Raw genomic sequence first — 16,866 nt, forward strand, 5'->3', positions numbered from 1 at the left:
GGAACGACATGCCCACGCCACAAGGGACAAGCTACGCCGAACCGCAACACCCTGCCGCCGACGCCACGCCGGACTGGCCGCCCATCACGATCGGGCAGGCCAAGCGCGTTCTGGAATGGTGGTCTTCGTCTGCGGTGTTCCGTGAACTGGTGGCGACCGATCCGGAACGCGCCGGCCGCGACTACAAACTGGGCTTCAGTCCCGAACTGATCCGTCCGCTGTGGGACGACCGCTATCACCTCGACGCCGCCAACAAGGATCGCCCGCAACACCCGATCGTTGCCGAGTACCGGGCTTATTACCACACCAAGACGCAGTGGCGCGACGAGGTCAAAAGGGAGTGCGCCCCGGACGAGCCCCGCCTGAAAACCTGGCGTACCCGCCAGATCGCCCGCAATGCGATGGAAAACGGTCTTTACGACAACAGCATCATTCACTCGCCGCTGGCCATCGAGCTCAGCGATGGCTGTTCGGTCGGTTGCTGGTTCTGCGGCGTCGGCGCGACCAGGTTTGTTGAGACCTGGGACTACACCGAGGAAAACGCCACGCTGTGGCGCGGCGTGCTGAGCGTATTGCACGACAAGATCGGCGATGCCAGCAAATGGGGGTTCTGCTACTGGGCCACCGACCCGCTGGACAATCCGGACTACGAGCACTTCGCCAGCGATTTTGCCGATATCACCGGCATGTTCCCGCAGACCACCACCGCCCAGGGCCACAAGGACCCGGAACGGGTGCTCAAGCTGCTCAGGCTGTCCGAATCGCGCGGCTGCAAGGTCAACCGCTTCTCGGTCCTGACCGAATCGCTGCTGCGCCGGATTCACGATGCATACACGGCAGATGAGCTGACCCAGGTCGAGATTGTCGCCCAGATGCGTGACGCTACCGTGCCGAAGGCCGACGCCGGCTCATTCCGGGTAAAGGCCAGGAAGACTGCCAATGTCGTGGAGCGGGAAAAGAAAAAACTGATTCCGATCGCCGTGTCCGAGAACGGGACGGAAGACAGCGACAAGCCCGCGCTGACCATGCAGCAGCCGGGCACCATCGCCTGCGTTACCGGCTTCCTGCTCAATATGGTCCGGCGCTCGGTCAAGCTGATCAGTCCCTGCCGTGCTTCCGAGCAATGGCCGCTCGGTTACATCGTGTTCGAGGAATGCACGTTCACCGACGCCGCCGACCTGGAACGCAAGATCGAAGCCATGATCGAGACCCACATGCCGCAGGAGCTCACGCCGGACGACCCGATCCAGCTCAATCCGAGCTTCCGCCTGGAGCCGGTAGCCAACGGTTTCCGCGTGCTTTCCGACCTGAGCTGCATCGAGTTCTCCCGCCCCACCCCTGACCTGGTCGAGTACCTCGGCGCGCTGGGCGAGCACGTGACATCAGGCAAGCGTACGGCCGGTGAAATCGCCGTGTCCTCGCTGTTCTGCTATGGCGTGCCGGAGACAAACACCCTGAGCACCCTCGGCGCGATGCTGAACCTCGGGATCCTGGTCGATGCCAGGGGCCGCATTACCGGCCAATCAGCAGTGGAAGCCCAATGACCCCGCCACTCGCCACCACCATTGACCGGCTCCGCGACTACCTTGACCGGGTCGGCTTCCAGCAGATCTACAAATACATTGTCGCGGTCAACCATTACGCCGTGACGCCGGCGCTGATCACGCGCAACACTGCCGCCAGTGTCCACCACTTCTTCGATAGCCGGCTGGGCGGCAGGGCGGAATTCGCCCTGTTGCAGTGCCTGATGACCGGGCGTCCGGCCGAGCATGCAGCGCTGCCGGACAAGGACCGGGCGCTGGCCGATGCGCTGGTGACGGCCGGCCTGCTGCGGGCCAGTCCGGATGGGCGGGAAGTGTCCGGCGCGGACCGGCAGCTGATTTCGGCCTTCGGCGTGGATCTGCTGATCGACCGCCGCATTCATTTCGGCGGCGAAGTCCACGAGGTGTATATCGGTCCCGACAGCTACTGGATGCTGTATTACATCAATGCTTCCGGTATTGCCCGCACGCATCGCGCCGTCGACCTGTGCACCGGCAGCGGCATTGCCGCGCTGTATCTGTCGCTGTTTACCGATCATGTTCTGGCGACCGATATCGGCGATGTGCCGCTGGCGCTGGTCGAGATAAACCGCCGCCTGAACCGGCGCGACGCCGGCACGATGGAGATCCGGCGCGAGAACCTGAACGACACGCTGGATGGCCGTGAACGCTTCGACCTGCTCACCTGCAACCCGCCTTTCGTGGCCTTCCCTCCCGGCTACAGCGGCACGCTCTATTCGCAGGGCACCGGCGTCGACGGACTCGGCTACATGCGCGACATCGTCGGCCGCCTGCCGGAAGTGCTCAATCCCGGCGGTTCTGCCTACCTCGTGGCGGATCTCTGCGGCGATGCGCACGGCCCGCACTTCCTGGGTGAGCTGGAGAGCATGGTCACCGGGCACGGCATGCGCATCGAGGCGTTCATCGACCATGTCCTGCCGGCCTCGGCCCAGGTCGGCCCGATCTCGGACTTCCTGAGACACGCAGCCGGGCTGCCTGCGGACACCGACATCGCGGCAGACGTGCAGGCGTTCCAGCGCGAGACGCTGCGCGCCGACTACTACTACCTGACGACGATCCGCCTGCAAACGGCCGCGCAGAACCCCGGACTGCGCATGCTGCGACGCGACCCGCTCCCCGGGGCCGGGACGTGACCATGGCCGGTGCGCGGGCGCCCTTGCTGCACGAACTGTTGCACGCCGCACCGGCGGAAACCGGCGCGCGGATGAGCGATACGCTGTATCGCCGCTGGCCGGCGCTGCTGGGCACCGACACGCTGTCCAGGCGGCTGGACTGGGGCTATGAAGGCCCCGATCCAGCCGATGCCCCACCGTGGGAAGACATGCTGGCGGCGGCGCTGTCCGCACCGGACGACGCCGCCCTGCCCGGCAGTCTCGACCCCATCGGGCCGATTCCGTTCGAGGAAGCGCTGCTGCCCTTCGTCGCCGCCGCACGCACCGGGCTGGAGCGCGAAGCGGGTACGGCACTCGGCATCTGCTCCCCGGCGGCGCGAGCGGCGCTGGAACGCCATCTGTTCGCGCTGCTCTCCGTCGTTGCCACTCCGGTGCTCGGTTCCGCGTTTTCCTTGCAGCGCGCGCTGGCCGGCTCATTGCCCTGGCTGCCCCCCCGGGGTCGCCAGAACTACGAAGCCTTTGTCGCTTCGCTGCAGGCCGGTGGTCTGCGCCTGCTGCTGGCAGACTATCCCGCACTGGCGCGCCTGCTGGCGACTGTGGCCCGGGGATGGGTGCTGGCCCACGGCCGGCTTCTGCAGCGGCTGGAAAGGGACTGGCACCGGATCGTCGCCACGTTCGGCTTCCCCGCCGCCGACTGTCAGCTGGACGGGATCACGGCCGGCTGCTCCGACCCCCATGACGGGGGGCAGAGCGTAACCGTTCTGCACCTGTCGAATGGCCGGCGCCTGGTCTACAAGCCCAGGTCGCTGGAGATGGAGAACGGGCTGGCGCAACTGCTCGACTGGGCCGGTCGCACCGGCTTTCCGTGGCCATTTCGCACCGTGGCGTTGCTGCCCGGCGAGGGCTATGGCTGGATGGAGTTCGTCGAGGCGGCGCCCTGCGACGACGAGGCGGCCGTCGGGCGTTTCCATGCCCGCTCAGGCGGACTGTTCTGCCTGTGGTGGCTGCTGCAGGGAACCGACGTCCACCACGAAAACCTGATCGCCAGCGGGGAGTATCCCGTGATCGTCGATGCCGAGACCCTGCTGCATCCCCGCCCCTTTCCCGGCGTGATTCACCAGTTGGGCCCGGGCGCCGGTTACGGTGCAAGCCCGGAGGATGACTTTGCCCGGGCACTGCTGGAGAGCGGTTTCCTGGCTACCGGCAAGGCGCTCGATCTGTCGGCCTGGGGACAGGCCGGGGACGGGGCCACGCCGTTTCAGGTCGCCAGCTGCCAGGCCATCAATTCCGATGCCATGACCATGGCGCACGAGACCTTTCATGTCGCACCGCGTCCCAACCTGCCGGTGCTGCACGGCCAGCCCCGGCAGGCGGCGGCGCATGCCGGGGCGATCGTCGACGGGTTCACGGCGATGTACCGGCTGGTCGTGCAGCACCGCCATGACTTTCTGACCCTGCTTGATGGCTTCGCCGGTTGCAGCGGGCGCTTTGTCGCGCGCGCGACCAATACCTACGGGCTGCTGCTGCATGCCGGCCTGCAACCGGAATGGCTGCGCGAAGGCCCTGCCCGCGGCGTGCTTTTCGAGCGCCTGCGCCAGGCGGCGCTGGCGGCCCCGGCACGCCCTGCGTGCTGGCCCCTGCTCGACGCCGAACTGGCGGCGCTGGAACGGCTCGACATCCCCCGCCTGTCCTGCCGCTGCGACCTGCCCGCGCCCTGCTGGCCGGCGCCACTGGATCAGGCCCGTGCCAGAGTTGCGAGTGCCTCGCTGCCTGATCTCGACCGGCATGCGGCAGCACTCCGGCAAGCACTGACACCCCAGACCGCCTCTCCCCGCCACCCTCACCCAGCCTGAAAGAGAGTCTCCATGACGACCGAACAGAATGTCCGCAATGTGCTGCACATGATTACCGGGCACTACGACCACTCGACCAGCCTGCAGGCCGCACGGGCCGCGCGGGCCCCGTCGCCCGGCCGCCGCCTGCAGGCCGCAGCGCCCGCCAGCCCTGGTGCCATGCCGGACTGGGCGATCGGCCATGGCGTTCAGGCGCTGGGGCTGGGCGAGAAGGAAACCTGCGGCATCGTCGGTACCGACATCGTGCTGAAAATCTATGTCGACAAGAAACTGCCCAGCGCAAAACTGGACAAGCCGGTACCGAAAACCGTGTCCGTGGGCGGCATGACGGTGTACACCGACGTGGTGGAAGTCGGCAAAGTGCATTTGCACGGAAATACCCAGCGCATCCGCCCGGCCCTGCCGGGGTTTTCGGTCAGCCGCGCCAACGACGGGCCGAATACCGGCACCTTCGGCCTGGTAGTGAACAAGCAGGGCCAGCCATCACCGCAGTATCTGCTGAGCAACTGGCACGCGATTGCCGCCGCCGGTCAGGCCAGCAAGGGCGACATCATCATCCAGCCCGGCACGGCGGACAATGGCTCGGCGGAAACGGACCGGATCGGCATTCTGTCGGACTGGGTGCCGATGGATTTCACCCCGAACAGCACCCAGAATCTGGTCGATGCAGCCATTGCCCAGCTGGACCCCGGCGCGGCCAGCGCGGCCATTGCGCTGCTCGGCATCCCGACCGGCGTGAACAACCAGCTGAGTCGCGGCATGTACGTGCAGAAGGTCGGCCGGACCACCAGCCTGAGCGTGGCCCGCATCACCGACGTGGACCTGGTGCTCAATCCGAGCTATCCGACGCCGACCGGCCCGAAACAGGTCACCTTGCGCGACCAGGTGCTGGTCACTTTCTACTCGGCCCCCGGCGACAGCGGCTCCGGCGTGCTCGACATGAACAATAATGTAGTTGGACTGCATGTCGGCGGCTCGGACGTCGTCGGCTTCTTCTGCAAGATCCAGAATGTTCTGGATATCCTTGGGCTGGAAGTCGTCACCCAGGGCAAAACCGGAACCCCATCGGCCAGCCAGTGAACGGGAGGCGACATGGCCAGCGAGAATGAAGCACGACAGCTCCTGCCCGGGGTTGAGGCCAGCCTGACCGCATTGCCGAACGTGGTCGGCATCGGGGTCGTGCTGGCCGACGAGTCGACTCACGAGGCGGCGATTGCCGTTTATGTGCGACGCAAACTCCCGCTCGAGGTGCTGCAGGCTGGCCAGGTCGTGCCGGAAACGGTCGAAAGCACGGTCAACGGTGTCGTCGTGCGGGTCCCGACCCGGGTCATCGAAGTCGGTGACTTCAAGCTTTGAGCCCGGCACGGCTGGCCAGCCACGCGCGCAGCCGTGCCAGGAACACCGGGTCCACCGGCCTTGGCAGCTGATACTCCTCAAGGCTGGATTGCCCGGCACTGCGCTTGAACAGGTGATCCAGATCGGGAAAGAACAGATAGCGGCAATCGCGCCCGGCATCGCGTGCGGCCGCCAGCAGCGGCCCGGCATCGCGCGTCGGGGAGATCTGGAAATCGGCGCCGCCCTGGCACAGCAGTATCGGACAATTCACCCGGCGAATCAGCCCGGTGGCTGGATAGTCGAGGAAGGCCTTGTACCAGGTCGGGGTCCGGAAGGCGGCCAGCAGATGATGCGGCACCTGCTCCCCGTCCCAGGCCTGGCCGGAGCGGACCAGTTGCGCCAGCGTGTGCGCATCCGCCTGCTGGGCTTCGATCTGTTGCGGGCTCAGGCCGAGTTTGCGGCCCTGGACCAGAATCTGGTCGGCCAGTATCTGGTCCAGATCACGCCCCATTGCTGCCATCAGCACCACGCCCTGCACTCCCGGTCCGGCAGCGGGTTCGCCTGCCAGTGCCAGAGCGATTGTCGCCCCCTGGCTGTGCCCGATCAGGAACAGCGGCTGACCGGCCGCTTCCGGACGGGCGACCAGCCAGGCCAGGCAGGCCCGGGCATCGGCAATGTCGGAGGCCAGGCCCCGGTCCAGCGCATCGGCTCCGAGCCGGGTGCTGCCGGCGCCGCGGGTGTCGAACCGCAGGCCGAGAAAGCCATGTTCGGCCAGATCGTCCATGATTTCATGGCTGCCGATGTCGATATCGCCGGCGATGCCATGCCGGTCATGGGTGCCGGAGCCGCCGATAAACAGCACGGCAGGGAACGGACCGGGTCCGGCCGGAATGGACAGGCTGCCGCCAATCGGCGTCACCGGCCCGTCGATTTCCACGTCCTCCAGCCGAAAGCCGGCACCGGAGGGCATCCGGTAGACCGGGGGCGGCCGGTCCGACCGGGGGAAATCCTGCCAGTCCGGCATCGGCGGGGCATCGCGGCACAGCGTGGCCTCGACCCCGGCATCCGGAACGCGCGCGACCTGCATCACGCCCGCGGCATCCAGCAGCACCTCGCTGCGGTGTGACGTGCAATGCCAGCGACCGGCAGCGGTTTCCGCATCGCCGGAGGGCCAGGTTTCGTAGGGAACCGTCACCAGCGACGGCACAAGAAACACTTTCAGTTTCAGATTCAGGTCAGCCGCAGCGGCGTTTTCGCCGGCCAGCGACGCATAGATCAGCGCCATTGTCGCCGGGAAGGTACTGTCGACCAGGAAGCGGGCCCCGGCCCGGTCCACCTGCTGGGTCGATCCGTCCGGCAGCAGGATCGCCACCTGTTCGGCCCCGAAATCCAGCTGCTGGACAAGATTGCCCTGGTTGCGCTGGCAGTAACGAACCGGATCGAGCGCAGCCGTGCACAGCAATTCGCCATCCGAGCAGATCCTGCCGCTTCCCCATCCCGCCACCCGCTGGTCAATCACGGCCCGGAATGTCAGCCGGTGCAGACCGCCGTCCTCGTCGTCATGGCAAGTCCATTGCTGGATGAACACCTGCCCGGCCAGCGTCACCTGATAAAACAGCGTGGACTGCTGGCCAAACAGGCGGTCAACCCAGGGCGGGGTCATGCCGCCCCGCTCCTCAGGGTGCCCAGACAGCCATCGGGGTCATTCGGCGCGATCAGCAGGGCGTACCCGGCGGTGGTCGGAATGTACAGCGCCTGATGACTCCGGCCGAGAAACACCAGTGCTTTTTCCTTGTTTCCCAGCCGGAACCAGCCGGCCCGGTAGCCGGGCAGCCCGACGCCGAACAGACGCCATGCCGGCTGCAGGGCCGGGGTGGTGCGCAGGTCGACAATGCGGGCTTCGCTCAGGCGAAGCGCCGCGGCGGGAATCGTGCGCCCGAACAGGGTGCCGCGAATGCGCAGCCCGCCGCCCGACGCTTCAAATGCCGGGGCCTGGACGACGCACACCAGCAGGACGGCCAACACCAGCAGCAGGGAAACCAGAACCCACACGATTCCCCGAAACTCGTACTGTGCCATTTCGTAGATCTGCATCCGGTCTCTCCCCTGGAACGCTCACCTTGTCAGGCCCGGGCCGGACGCCAGTGCAGGCTCCTCGTTTACCTTAGTGCCCGGGCGCGTGATACGCAACGTCATTGTCATAAAACACTGCCTGCCGGGAACCTGCCCCGGGTTCCCGGCGCAGGACCAGGCGTCAGATCCCGCGCATCCGCGTGCGCAGGAAGGTCAGGTACTTCGGGTCCTCGGTGTCGAAAATTTCCGGCCCGTCTCCCATATAGGCCCGCGCCAGTTCGTCGGCGGCCTTGTCCAGATTGCCGCGTTCGAACTGGATCTCCCCGAGCCGGAGATGGATGAACGGCGTGCCCAGCGCATCGGGACAGCGCATCGCCCGGGCCAGAAAGTCGTAGGACTGGTCATACTGCCCAAGCAGGAAATGGCTGTCACCGAGGGCAATCAGCAGCCACAGGGTGGCATCCCAGCGCTCGATCGGCGGCGGCAGCAGCGCCAGCGCCTCGCCATAGGCGTCGAGGGCGGCCGGCAGATTGTCGTCCTCCTCGATCAGACGATTGCCTTCTTCGCTGAGCGCAAGCACTTTTGCATACAGCGCGTCGTCGAGCTCTTCATTCGGTTTGCCCATGCGGTCCGGCCCCTGTCCTGATCAAAAAATTGCGTTCTGTCGAGTCTATCATCGCCCTAAGGCCATTTGCCGACATGCCCCCTCGGCTTTCGGTACTGGATGCCGAGCCTGGCGCCATTGGAACTGTTCAGCGGTCCCCATTCCAGCTCGTAGTTGCTCGAATCGAGCATGAAGGTACGCACGGTCTTCGACTTGGCACCGGTCTTGTAGCCGACCCGGTTCCACCAGGCGACGGCATCGGTGATATGACCCATGTGGATCTGCCGGTCCATCTTCTTCCAGACCCGGGGCCCACCAAGCGTGACGGCCACCGCCACTTCGCGGACACCGTTTTTCATGCGGACCAGGCCCTGACGTTCCATGCGCGCGATGACTTCCCTGCCGGTGCGGCTCCCCTTGCCCGGCGTGCTGCCCACGGCCCGGCTGCGCGCCGAGCAGCTCTTGCTGTTGTGCACCAGCGCCTGGGCTTCGCCGTCCCCGGCAAAGTAGTTGTGGGCCGAGGCCACTTCGAAATTGTAGACCCGGGCGGAAAGCGGGCTGGCCCGGACCGCCTCGACTTCAAGCTCGCTGCCATCCGGCTGGAGCAGGTGATCTTCCGGCTGGAGCTGATGGGCCTTGACCCAGCCGCGATCGCGGGTCCAGTACGGGTGTTCGCGGGTGGTGGCCAGCGTCGCGCCGCCGCGAATCAGCAGGTCCAGCATGTCGCTGGCATCGCGCTGGTGCGTGGCCAGTACCGGCCGGCTGACGACCTTGTCGCCGGCTTCCAGCGCCAGCACCCGTTCGCCCACGCGCAGGGTCTCGATATTGCGCAGACCGTCCGGCGTCGAGATCCGGGTGCCGGCCGGGAAGCTGAAGCAGCCCGACTCCAGCGCACCCAGCATGTCCTGCCCATCCGAGGCACTGAGCAGGCGGGGGTTCTCGCTGCTGCTGGTCGCGCTGCGCAGGCTGCGGCTTTCCAGCGAGCCCACCCGGCCAGCGACATCGTCACCCTGGCGCGTGACCCGGCCCAGACTGCTGCCGGCCTCGCCGGCCACGCTGTCCAGCACGCCGGCTTCACCGCGCGCAATCATGCGGCTGCCGCTGCGCGCCAGGCTGCCGATCGCCGCACCGGCACCGGCGCTGATGCCACTGAACAGGCCACCGGTCAGCGTGGACTCGGCGATCTCCAGCGGGCTGCCGCCGCCCATGGCGGAGAAGGCCGCGCCTTCCACCGCCCCCACCGCGATTTCACCGACGATACCGACCGCCACGCCGGCCTCGGCCGCCACGCCGCCGATGGCCCCGCCGGCAGCACCGATGGCGCCACCGGCGAACAGGCCGGCATAGGTCTTGCCCTTGCGCCAGTCCCAGTACGCCGGATTCATCTCGTGATTGACCGCCGCCGCACCCGAGTAGGCGCCGGCGGTGGCGCTGATGGCGACCACCGAGGCAAAGACCAGGGCGGAGACGATTTCCTCGCCATCCGGATCGACCAGCGACAGCGGATCGTTGCCCACATAGCTGTACGGATTGGAGAACTGGCTCAGCGGATCCGGCTGCAGGAAGCGGCCCAGGGTCGGGTGCTGGTAACGGGCGCCGAAATAATTCAGCCCGACCGGCTGGTCCAGTTCCATGCCGCTGAACTTGGGCCGGAAATCGTCCTTCCCTTCACTGCGCGCCGTGTCGATGGCGCCGAACGGCTGGTAGGCCAGCGTGGCGCTCTCCTGCGCCTGCTCGTCGGTCACGACGGCCGAACTGCCGAGGGTGTCGGTGTGGAAATACCGCTCACCGGGCTGCGGCAGGCCGTCGCCGGACAGGGGCTGGCCGGCTGCCGGCCGGACCGGCCGGCTGTCACCGTCGTCGCTGCGGGTAAAGGCGGCGATGCGTCCCTGCGGGCCGGCGATATAGCGGGTGTAGCGGGTCTGGCCATTATGGATGGCGACATCGAAGTCGCCGGACACGTACAGCGATACCGCGCCGGACGCGTCGCTGCGCTTGAGCCGGTTGCCGGCAAAGTCGTACAGGTACGCGGTCTGCACCTGACCGTTCAGGTCGGCCGCACGCAGATTGCCATCGCCGCTGTAGTGATAGCGCCAGTCCTCGCCGGGCCAGTGCAGCCGGGTGACGTTGCCGGCGCCATCATGGGCGACCTGCAGGCCGTTATTGGCCCCCCGCAGCCGGTTGCTGCCCTCGACATAGTCGTAGGTCACCCCGTCCTTGTGCAGGATGTTGCCGGCCGGGTCGTAGTCGAAATCCTGCAGCCCGTAGGGGCCGTTGGCCTGGGCGAGCCAGCCCATGCCGTCGTAGCGGAAGCGGTACTGTTCCGGCTTGCGGGCACCGCGCTGGACGGTGGTGCCGACCAGCTGGCCCATGCGGCTCCAGTCATAACTGGCGTCGTAACGGGCGCCGCTGCCGGCAGACGCTGTCAGGCCGCGCGGGCGGCCCATGGCCTCCTGGTACGAGTAGTAGTCGAAACGGGTGCGGACCCCGTTGCCGTAGACCACATCGCTGACCTGGTTCTGCGCGGTATAGGACCGGTAGTCGGCGACAGTGCGCGGTGTGGCGTCGGCGCGGTCGCGGAAGGTCAGCGTCGTCGGGTTGCCCACCGCATCGTAGGCGGTGTCCAGGATTGCGTTGTCCGGATAGATCAGTCGGGTACGGGCACCGTCGGGCGCGTACTCCGAGGTCTGGGTATAGACCCGGCCATCGATGGCCAGCGTTTCCGTGCGCACCCGGCCATAGCGGTCATATCCCATCGACTGGGTCGCGTCGGCACCGGTGACCCGGGTCAGTACCCCCAGGCCGTTGGCGGCTGCATCGTCATAGCCATAGTCGTAACGCTGCCCGGGCTCGCCGTCCCGGCTGGTCGACTGCCGGCGCACGCGGCCCAGCGCATCGTATTCATAGCGAATGACGGTCTGGTCCGGCGCCTCGACACGCGCCAGCAGGCCCTTTGCATCGTAGCGGAAGTACTTTTCGCCGGTATCCGCGCTCTGCGACCAGACAATGCGGCCCAGCGAGTCGTAGCGGAAACGGATCAGGTCCCCGCGCGGGCCCAGTGTTTCACGGGTCTGCACCAGCGGATCGTACTGGTAGCTGACCACGGCACCATTGCTGGCCGTGGTGCGCAGAAGCGCATCGCGCACCGAACTCTCGCGCAGCGTGCTGCGCTCGTCAGCCGTGCCGGCCGCCAGCGTGGTACGGACCTTCAGTTCTCCCTGCAGGTAGTCGACGGTCTGCACCGTGCCGTCCGGCTGGGTCATCCGGGTCGGCCGGTCGCGGTTGTCGTACAGGTAGCTCACCCACGCTGCCGGCTCCTGCACGAAGCGCGGGAAGCTGCTGCGGCCGAGGCGGCCGGCCGCGTCGTAAACCTGCTCGGTCAGAACGTCCGCACCGCCTGCCGGGCCGCTGCGCACCGTGCGCAGCGGTCGGGACAACCCGTCCACGTACAGTCGGGAGTATGGCCAGCGGGCGGTGTCCTCCTGCGCCCAGTCGCTGCGCTCGCGCGTTTCGACAAAGTACCCGGCGGCATCCTGCCCGTAGTGATAGGTTTTCAGCAGCGTCGTGGCGGCGCCGCTGTCCGCGCCGGGGCGCGGGCCGAACTCGCGCACCCTGTGCCCCAGGCCGTCAAATTCGCTGCGCTGCTCATTGCCGTTGGCATCCACCTCAAGGGTGCGGTTGCCAAACCCGTTCTGGTAGGCACTGCGGGTCTTGAGCCGCACGCCGTTGTCCAGCGCCGGAGAGGTGACGCTGACCACATAGGTCTTGCCCGGATCGACCTCAAGCCTGGTGGTCTGGCCGGCCCAGTCGGTCATGGACACCATATTGCCGAAGCCGTCGAAACCCTTGGTCTGGGTCAGCCAGGTCTTGTTCTGGTCATCCCAGGCACCAAGCGTCAGCGGATTCATCGCCGCGTCGTAGCCGGTCCGCTCCCAGCGCAGATCGACCGACTCATCCCAGCGGCGCTGCGGGTCCTGCAGGAAGGCGTTGCACGCGGCTTCGCTCCGGGTGGAACGATGGCTGTCGATATAGCCCAGCCGCCATTGCACCGGGTCGTTGCGATAGTGCCAGCAGTCGAACAGATCGTCGGCCGGCGAGGCGGCATCCCCGAGATCCTGGGTCAGAAGCGGATTGCCGTATTCGTCATAGCGGTAGCGCTTTTCGGATACGTAGTCGGCCTTGCCCGCGGTAAAGGTGGACGAACGCTCGCTGGCGCGAAGCGTTGCATAGACCCCGGGATACGGGTTGAGCACCTGCGGCACGAAATTGCCGCGCGACAGCAGGGCACCGTCCGCCGCATATTCCCCGACCTCTTCCATGAACCCCGTCAGCGGGTATTGCTGGAGATAGCGGGTCAGCGAATAGCGGCCGTCAAACAGCCGGGTACGGCGTACTTCCTGGAAGCCCAGCCAGCGACGCAGCTCGACCTGGGTCCGTGCGCCCTTGTATTGCAAGGCGTTCGGATAGTCGTTCCCGCGGCCGTCGAACGGGGTGTAACGGTCCACCAGGTACAGCGGCGTGCGGATATCCAGCGTCGGATAGGCCACCTTGTCGCCATCGCGGTAGACCGCATCATCGGTCATCGGCCGATAGCTGAAACGGGCCCCGCCCCCCAGTCCGTTGGTGACCGTGGACAGCAGGTCCGGTGCGCCGGCGCTGTGGACCAGCACCGACTGCCCACCCTTGCTGTCGGCACAGATCAGATCGGCCAGCGCATCACCGTTGAAATCGCTGTTGCCGGCGCGGACCGTGCCGCCCTGGCACCAGTTGGCGCGAATCAGGCCATCGGCGCTGTTGTTGCCGGGCACCAGTTGCGTGCCGGTGGACACCATCAGCGACTGGCGGCCGTTCTTTTCGTGGCAGAACGCATCGGCCAGACCGTCACCGTTGAAATCGCCCCAGCTGAGCCGGCTGTCACTGCCGGTGCACCAGCCGGCCCGGACCAGGCCATTGGCATCGTCGTTCGGGCCGGCCAGTCCCTTTCCGGTCGACAGCAGCACCTGTATCGAGCCATTGGCCTGACGGCAGCTCAGATCGGCCAGGCCATCACCGTTGAAATCCGCGCTGCCGATCTGGTCGTCGGGCCCGGCGCACCAGTTGTTGCGCAGCACGCCGCGCGCATCCTGATTCGGCGACACCAGTTGCGTGCCGGTGGACACCAGCACCGACTGCCGGCCATGGTCGTGGCAGAACAGATCGCTCTGACCATCGCCATTGAAGTCGCCCCACGACGTCGTCGCGCCCTTGGCCGAACAGAACTGGCTGGCTACCTGGCCGAGCGGCGAGTTGTTCGGCGAGCGAACATCGCTGCCGGTCGAAACCAGTACCCGATGGTCGCCATCCTCGCAGTCGCAGGCCAGATCGCCCCGCCCGTCGCCGTCGAAATTGACAAAGCGCGGGCGGCACTGGCGGCTCGCCTCGCACCATTGCGGCGGCGTGCTCAGCAGGCCGCCGGAACGGCCATTGACGCTGATCACGTCGCTGCCGGTCGATGCCATGACCTTGAATGTCGAGTCGCCGCTGGCGCACACCACATCGGTCTTGCGATCGCCATTGAAGTCGGTCCAGCCCAGTGTCCGGTCTTTGCCGGCACACCAGTCCTTCGTCAGGTTCAGTTGTCCTCTGGCGCGGTTGTTGGCCGGGCGGGCCTGGGTACCGGTCGACACCAGCACCCAGGCCTCGCCTTCGCGGGTACACAGCAGATCGGGCCGGCCGTCGCCATTGAAGTCGGCGTCGTCCACCACGGCCGATTCCCCGCTGCACCAGTCGCTGGCCAGCAGCCCGCCGGCGCTGCCGTTCGGCGAACGCACGTCCGGCGTGGCGGCTTGCCAGGTGAAGCGCGTCGGCGCGAGGCAGTCGCCGCTCCCGCCGCCCGGACACACGGTCACGCTGTCGAGCAGGCTGCGACGGGTCGTCGCACTGACCGCATAGCCGAGCCGGTAATCCAGCACGGCGGCGCCGTCGGCCGAGGTACGAATGCGCGTCAGGCGCTTGTCCATCAGGAAGCGTTGCCCGCCGATATAGCGCGGCATGCGATCGGGGCGGGGCTCGTAGTCGAAGCTGACTGCCCGGCTGCCGCCGGTCATGCCCTGCGCCGGGTTTTCGGTGTAGCGGATCTGCGCCGGCAGGTTCTGCAGGCCATCGCTGGCCGTACTGTAGTGGACGGTGACGGCATTGCCGTTCAGATCGGCAGAGCGGGCGATCTGCCAGCTGACGATCTCGCTGGCACCGGGCACACCGGGGCGGGAGTCGGCGGTGGTCCCGAACGCCAGCGCCCAGCCGGCCTTGTTCCAGGCCTGGAACGAGCAGGGACCGCTGCCGCAAACGCCCCTGGCGACCACGCGCGTCCACGACTCGCTTTCCGTCCGGTATTCGGAGCCGTCCTGACCATAGCGGCCCTTGACGGCAATCAGCCGGGCGCCGTCCAGACAGAACCGGTCCCGGTCGTTGAAATTCACGCTCCCGACATAGCCGTCCAGCGGCGTCGTGGCCGGACAGCGGGTAATGATGGACAGCCCGGTCAGGCTCATGCCCAGCCCGGCTATGCCCTCCCCCTGCTGGCTGTTGTACTGCAGCGACAGCAGCGGTTCCACGCCGACGATGCCCGGCGGCACCTGGATCGGCAGCTCATAGGTACTGGCACCGAGCGCACTGACCTCGGTATTGGCACGCAGTGCCCCGGTCTGGCCGGCGTCGGGGCCAGCCTGTGCCGGCAGCCCGGCCAGCAGCAGGAGCAGCATCCCGACAGTCCGGCGCCCGGCACGGGCAAATCTCGACAACAGTGACGACGGAATCAGGCGCATGGAGCGGGCTTTCGGCAAATCTTGCGGGGAACGGGGGTGACAACGGGACAGCGGGTGCATGAACCCCGCCCGCGAGTGTCGATCCCCGTCTTCAACAGCAGTCTGCCGGGAGCAGGTATCAGCGGCTTCCGGCAGGCGAATCACGGTGTCAGTTCACCGGCTCATCGTTGACAAGCACCTGTCCTTTCAGACCATCGGTGCCATTGATGCCGATATCGGATCCCACCGAACCGATGCCGCCCGGCGCGCCTTGCGCCCCGCCGTGGCTGCCGCCTGCGCCGCCGTTGCCGCCCGCACCGCCGGCTCCCGGTGTGCCCTTGTTCCCGCCCACACCGACGCCATTGGTGACAATCAGCATGCTGCTGCTGGAATCCGGCACATACTTGATGCTGAGGAAGCCGCCGTTCCCGGCATTCTTGCCGCTGCCCGAGGCACCACCGTCACCGCCCTTGCCGCCGGGACCGCCATTGGCACCATCCGGCTGGAATGCGCCGCACGTCGTGCCATCACCGCCCTTGCCCCCGTTGCCCCCCTGCTGCCCGGCCGCACCATGCCCCCCGCTGCCGCCATTGCCGCCGCGTGCGCTGACCGTCAGCGTACCGACCAGCTTGCCGATGCTGACATAGACCGTCGGGCCGTTTCTGCCCGCCGTACCGTCGAAACCGCTGGCACCGTTCAGGCCGGGTTTCCCGTCGCCGCCAACCGCCGCATTGTGCGCCACCGATCCTCCGCAGCAGTCGCAGGCAGCCCCGCTGCTGTCCTGACCGTTGCTGGCCTGCGGCTGGGTCGGCGGTGTCGCCCCGTTGTCGCCGTCGACACCGTGCACGGTCAGGTCATGCGTCGCCGGCGAGTCACCACCGGGAATCTTGATCAGGGTGTCGCAGACAAAATGGCAGTCCACCGAGATATCGATGAAACCGCCCTCCTTGATGGTGACGGTGCGGAAGTTGGTCAGGGAGGAATTCTTAGTGATTCTCAGCGGGTTGGTTGCCGTCACCTCCCGGTCCGTGGACTGGTACACATGGAGGGGCATGAAGGGGAAGCGCTGCTCGGCGGCAGCAAGCGCGTCGGCACTCAGCGCCTTGCGGCCGAAGATATGGTTCACCACCGCCTGGCGGGCCATGCCCGGTTCGACGGCGAGCATCTTTTCCGCCGTCAGCGGGCTTTCCGCCAGCTCGGGCTGCCGGGGAATGGCGGCCAGCTCGCGCATGCGCTCGATGCCGCGAACCGGAACCAGGATGGGGGCATGGCCCGTATGGGCATGCGGGTCCAGGCCCAGTTGCAGAGACCGCTGCGTGTATCGATCCGGACTGTTCGGCATTGCTTCGCTCCTGATGTGGCCTGTCACGATGACGGGCGCATTGAAATGACCTAGTGGTTATACATCAGGCAACACAGCCGTATTTCATGGTTAATCTTAAAAGATTAACTATTAGTCATTAAAAAACGGACTAATCAACTTCTAGTTTTTACGCATTTTTTCAGTAGATTGACGATTTTTGCACCCGATAACGCCCTGAATGG

At 66.6% G+C, this 16,866-nt stretch carries 10 protein-coding genes; 5 read left to right on the forward strand and 5 right to left on the reverse strand.

The window, feature by feature from the left end; translation table 11 throughout:
• Positions 1–8 precede the first annotated feature (8 nt).
• From Q352_RS22365 to Q352_RS0113270, 5 genes are read left to right on the forward strand one after another with little or no spacing between them, the layout of a single operon-like run.
• A complete protein-coding gene (locus Q352_RS22365) occupies positions 9–1,544 on the forward strand; it encodes a radical SAM family RiPP maturation amino acid epimerase (protein ID WP_051528946.1) in 1,536 nt (511 codons plus the stop codon).
• Complete coding sequence (locus tag Q352_RS0113255; protein WP_028499762.1) at positions 1,541–2,695, forward strand: methyltransferase; 1,155 nt, start codon at positions 1,541–1,543, stop codon at positions 2,693–2,695. The genes Q352_RS22365 and Q352_RS0113255 overlap by 4 nt, the downstream gene beginning before the upstream one ends.
• Before the next feature lie 2 nt (positions 2,696–2,697).
• On the forward strand, positions 2,698–4,527 hold the full coding sequence (locus Q352_RS0113260) for a type 2 lanthipeptide synthetase LanM (protein WP_036386340.1): 1,830 nt from the start codon (positions 2,698–2,700) through the stop codon (positions 4,525–4,527).
• A gap of 12 nt (positions 4,528–4,539) precedes the next feature.
• Positions 4,540–5,607, forward strand: coding sequence for a chymotrypsin family serine protease (locus Q352_RS22370; protein WP_051528947.1), 1,068 nt, complete (start codon positions 4,540–4,542; stop codon positions 5,605–5,607).
• A 12-nt stretch (positions 5,608–5,619) separates the two neighbouring features.
• The gene (locus Q352_RS0113270; RefSeq protein ID WP_028499764.1) at positions 5,620–5,883 is read left to right on the forward strand and encodes a hypothetical protein; all 264 of its coding nucleotides are present in this window, start codon (positions 5,620–5,622) and stop codon (positions 5,881–5,883) included.
• Here Q352_RS0113270 and Q352_RS0113275 read toward each other — a convergent pair.
• The 5 genes from Q352_RS0113275 to Q352_RS24310 form a co-directional block, all read right to left on the reverse strand.
• On the reverse strand, positions 5,873–7,525 hold the full coding sequence (locus Q352_RS0113275) for an alpha/beta hydrolase family protein (RefSeq protein ID WP_028499765.1): 1,653 nt from the start codon (positions 7,523–7,525) through the stop codon (positions 5,873–5,875). The genes Q352_RS0113270 and Q352_RS0113275 overlap by 11 nt on opposite strands.
• Positions 7,522–7,956 carry a PH domain-containing protein gene (locus Q352_RS21100; protein ID WP_051528948.1) on the reverse strand — a complete coding sequence of 145 codons (435 nt, stop codon included), beginning with the start codon at positions 7,954–7,956 and terminating at the stop codon, positions 7,522–7,524. The genes Q352_RS0113275 and Q352_RS21100 overlap by 4 nt, the downstream gene beginning before the upstream one ends.
• A 160-nt stretch (positions 7,957–8,116) precedes the next feature.
• Complete coding sequence (locus Q352_RS0113285; RefSeq protein ID WP_036386342.1) at positions 8,117–8,560, reverse strand: tetratricopeptide repeat protein; 444 nt, start codon at positions 8,558–8,560, stop codon at positions 8,117–8,119.
• 56 nt (positions 8,561–8,616) lie between these two features.
• Positions 8,617–15,279 carry an FG-GAP-like repeat-containing protein gene (locus Q352_RS0113290; RefSeq protein WP_028499767.1) on the reverse strand — a complete coding sequence of 2,221 codons (6,663 nt, stop codon included), beginning with the start codon at positions 15,277–15,279 and terminating at the stop codon, positions 8,617–8,619.
• Positions 15,280–15,490: 211 nt separating this feature from the next.
• A complete protein-coding gene (locus Q352_RS24310) occupies positions 15,491–16,663 on the reverse strand; it encodes a hypothetical protein (RefSeq protein WP_051528949.1) in 1,173 nt (390 codons plus the stop codon).
• Positions 16,664–16,866 lie beyond the last annotated feature (203 nt).

The organism is Microvirgula aerodenitrificans DSM 15089 (assembly GCF_000620105.1).
Classification (GTDB): Bacteria; Pseudomonadota; Gammaproteobacteria; order Burkholderiales; family Aquaspirillaceae; genus Microvirgula; species Microvirgula aerodenitrificans.

What these genes read in the sequence shown, in the direction of transcription:
- Q352_RS22365 (WP_051528946.1), top strand. Translation starts at nt 9, where the DNA reads ATGCCCACGCCACAAGGGACAAGCTACGCCGAACCGCAACACCCTGCC.
- Q352_RS0113275 (WP_028499765.1), bottom strand. Translation starts at nt 7,525, where the DNA reads ATGACCCCGCCCTGGGTTGACCGCCTGTTTGGCCAGCAGTCCACGCTG.
- Q352_RS0113270 (WP_028499764.1), top strand. Translation starts at nt 5,620, where the DNA reads ATGGCCAGCGAGAATGAAGCACGACAGCTCCTGCCCGGGGTTGAGGCC.
- Q352_RS0113290 (WP_028499767.1), bottom strand. Translation starts at nt 15,279, where the DNA reads ATGCTGCTCCTGCTGCTGGCCGGGCTGCCGGCACAGGCTGGCCCCGAC.
- Q352_RS0113260 (WP_036386340.1), top strand. Translation starts at nt 2,698, where the DNA reads ATGGCCGGTGCGCGGGCGCCCTTGCTGCACGAACTGTTGCACGCCGCA.
- Q352_RS22370 (WP_051528947.1), top strand. Translation starts at nt 4,540, where the DNA reads ATGACGACCGAACAGAATGTCCGCAATGTGCTGCACATGATTACCGGG.
- Q352_RS21100 (WP_051528948.1), bottom strand. Translation starts at nt 7,956, where the DNA reads ATGCAGATCTACGAAATGGCACAGTACGAGTTTCGGGGAATCGTGTGG.
- Q352_RS0113285 (WP_036386342.1), bottom strand. Translation starts at nt 8,560, where the DNA reads ATGGGCAAACCGAATGAAGAGCTCGACGACGCGCTGTATGCAAAAGTG.
- Q352_RS24310 (WP_051528949.1), bottom strand. Translation starts at nt 16,663, where the DNA reads ATGCCGAACAGTCCGGATCGATACACGCAGCGGTCTCTGCAACTGGGC.
- Q352_RS0113255 (WP_028499762.1), top strand. Translation starts at nt 1,541, where the DNA reads ATGACCCCGCCACTCGCCACCACCATTGACCGGCTCCGCGACTACCTT.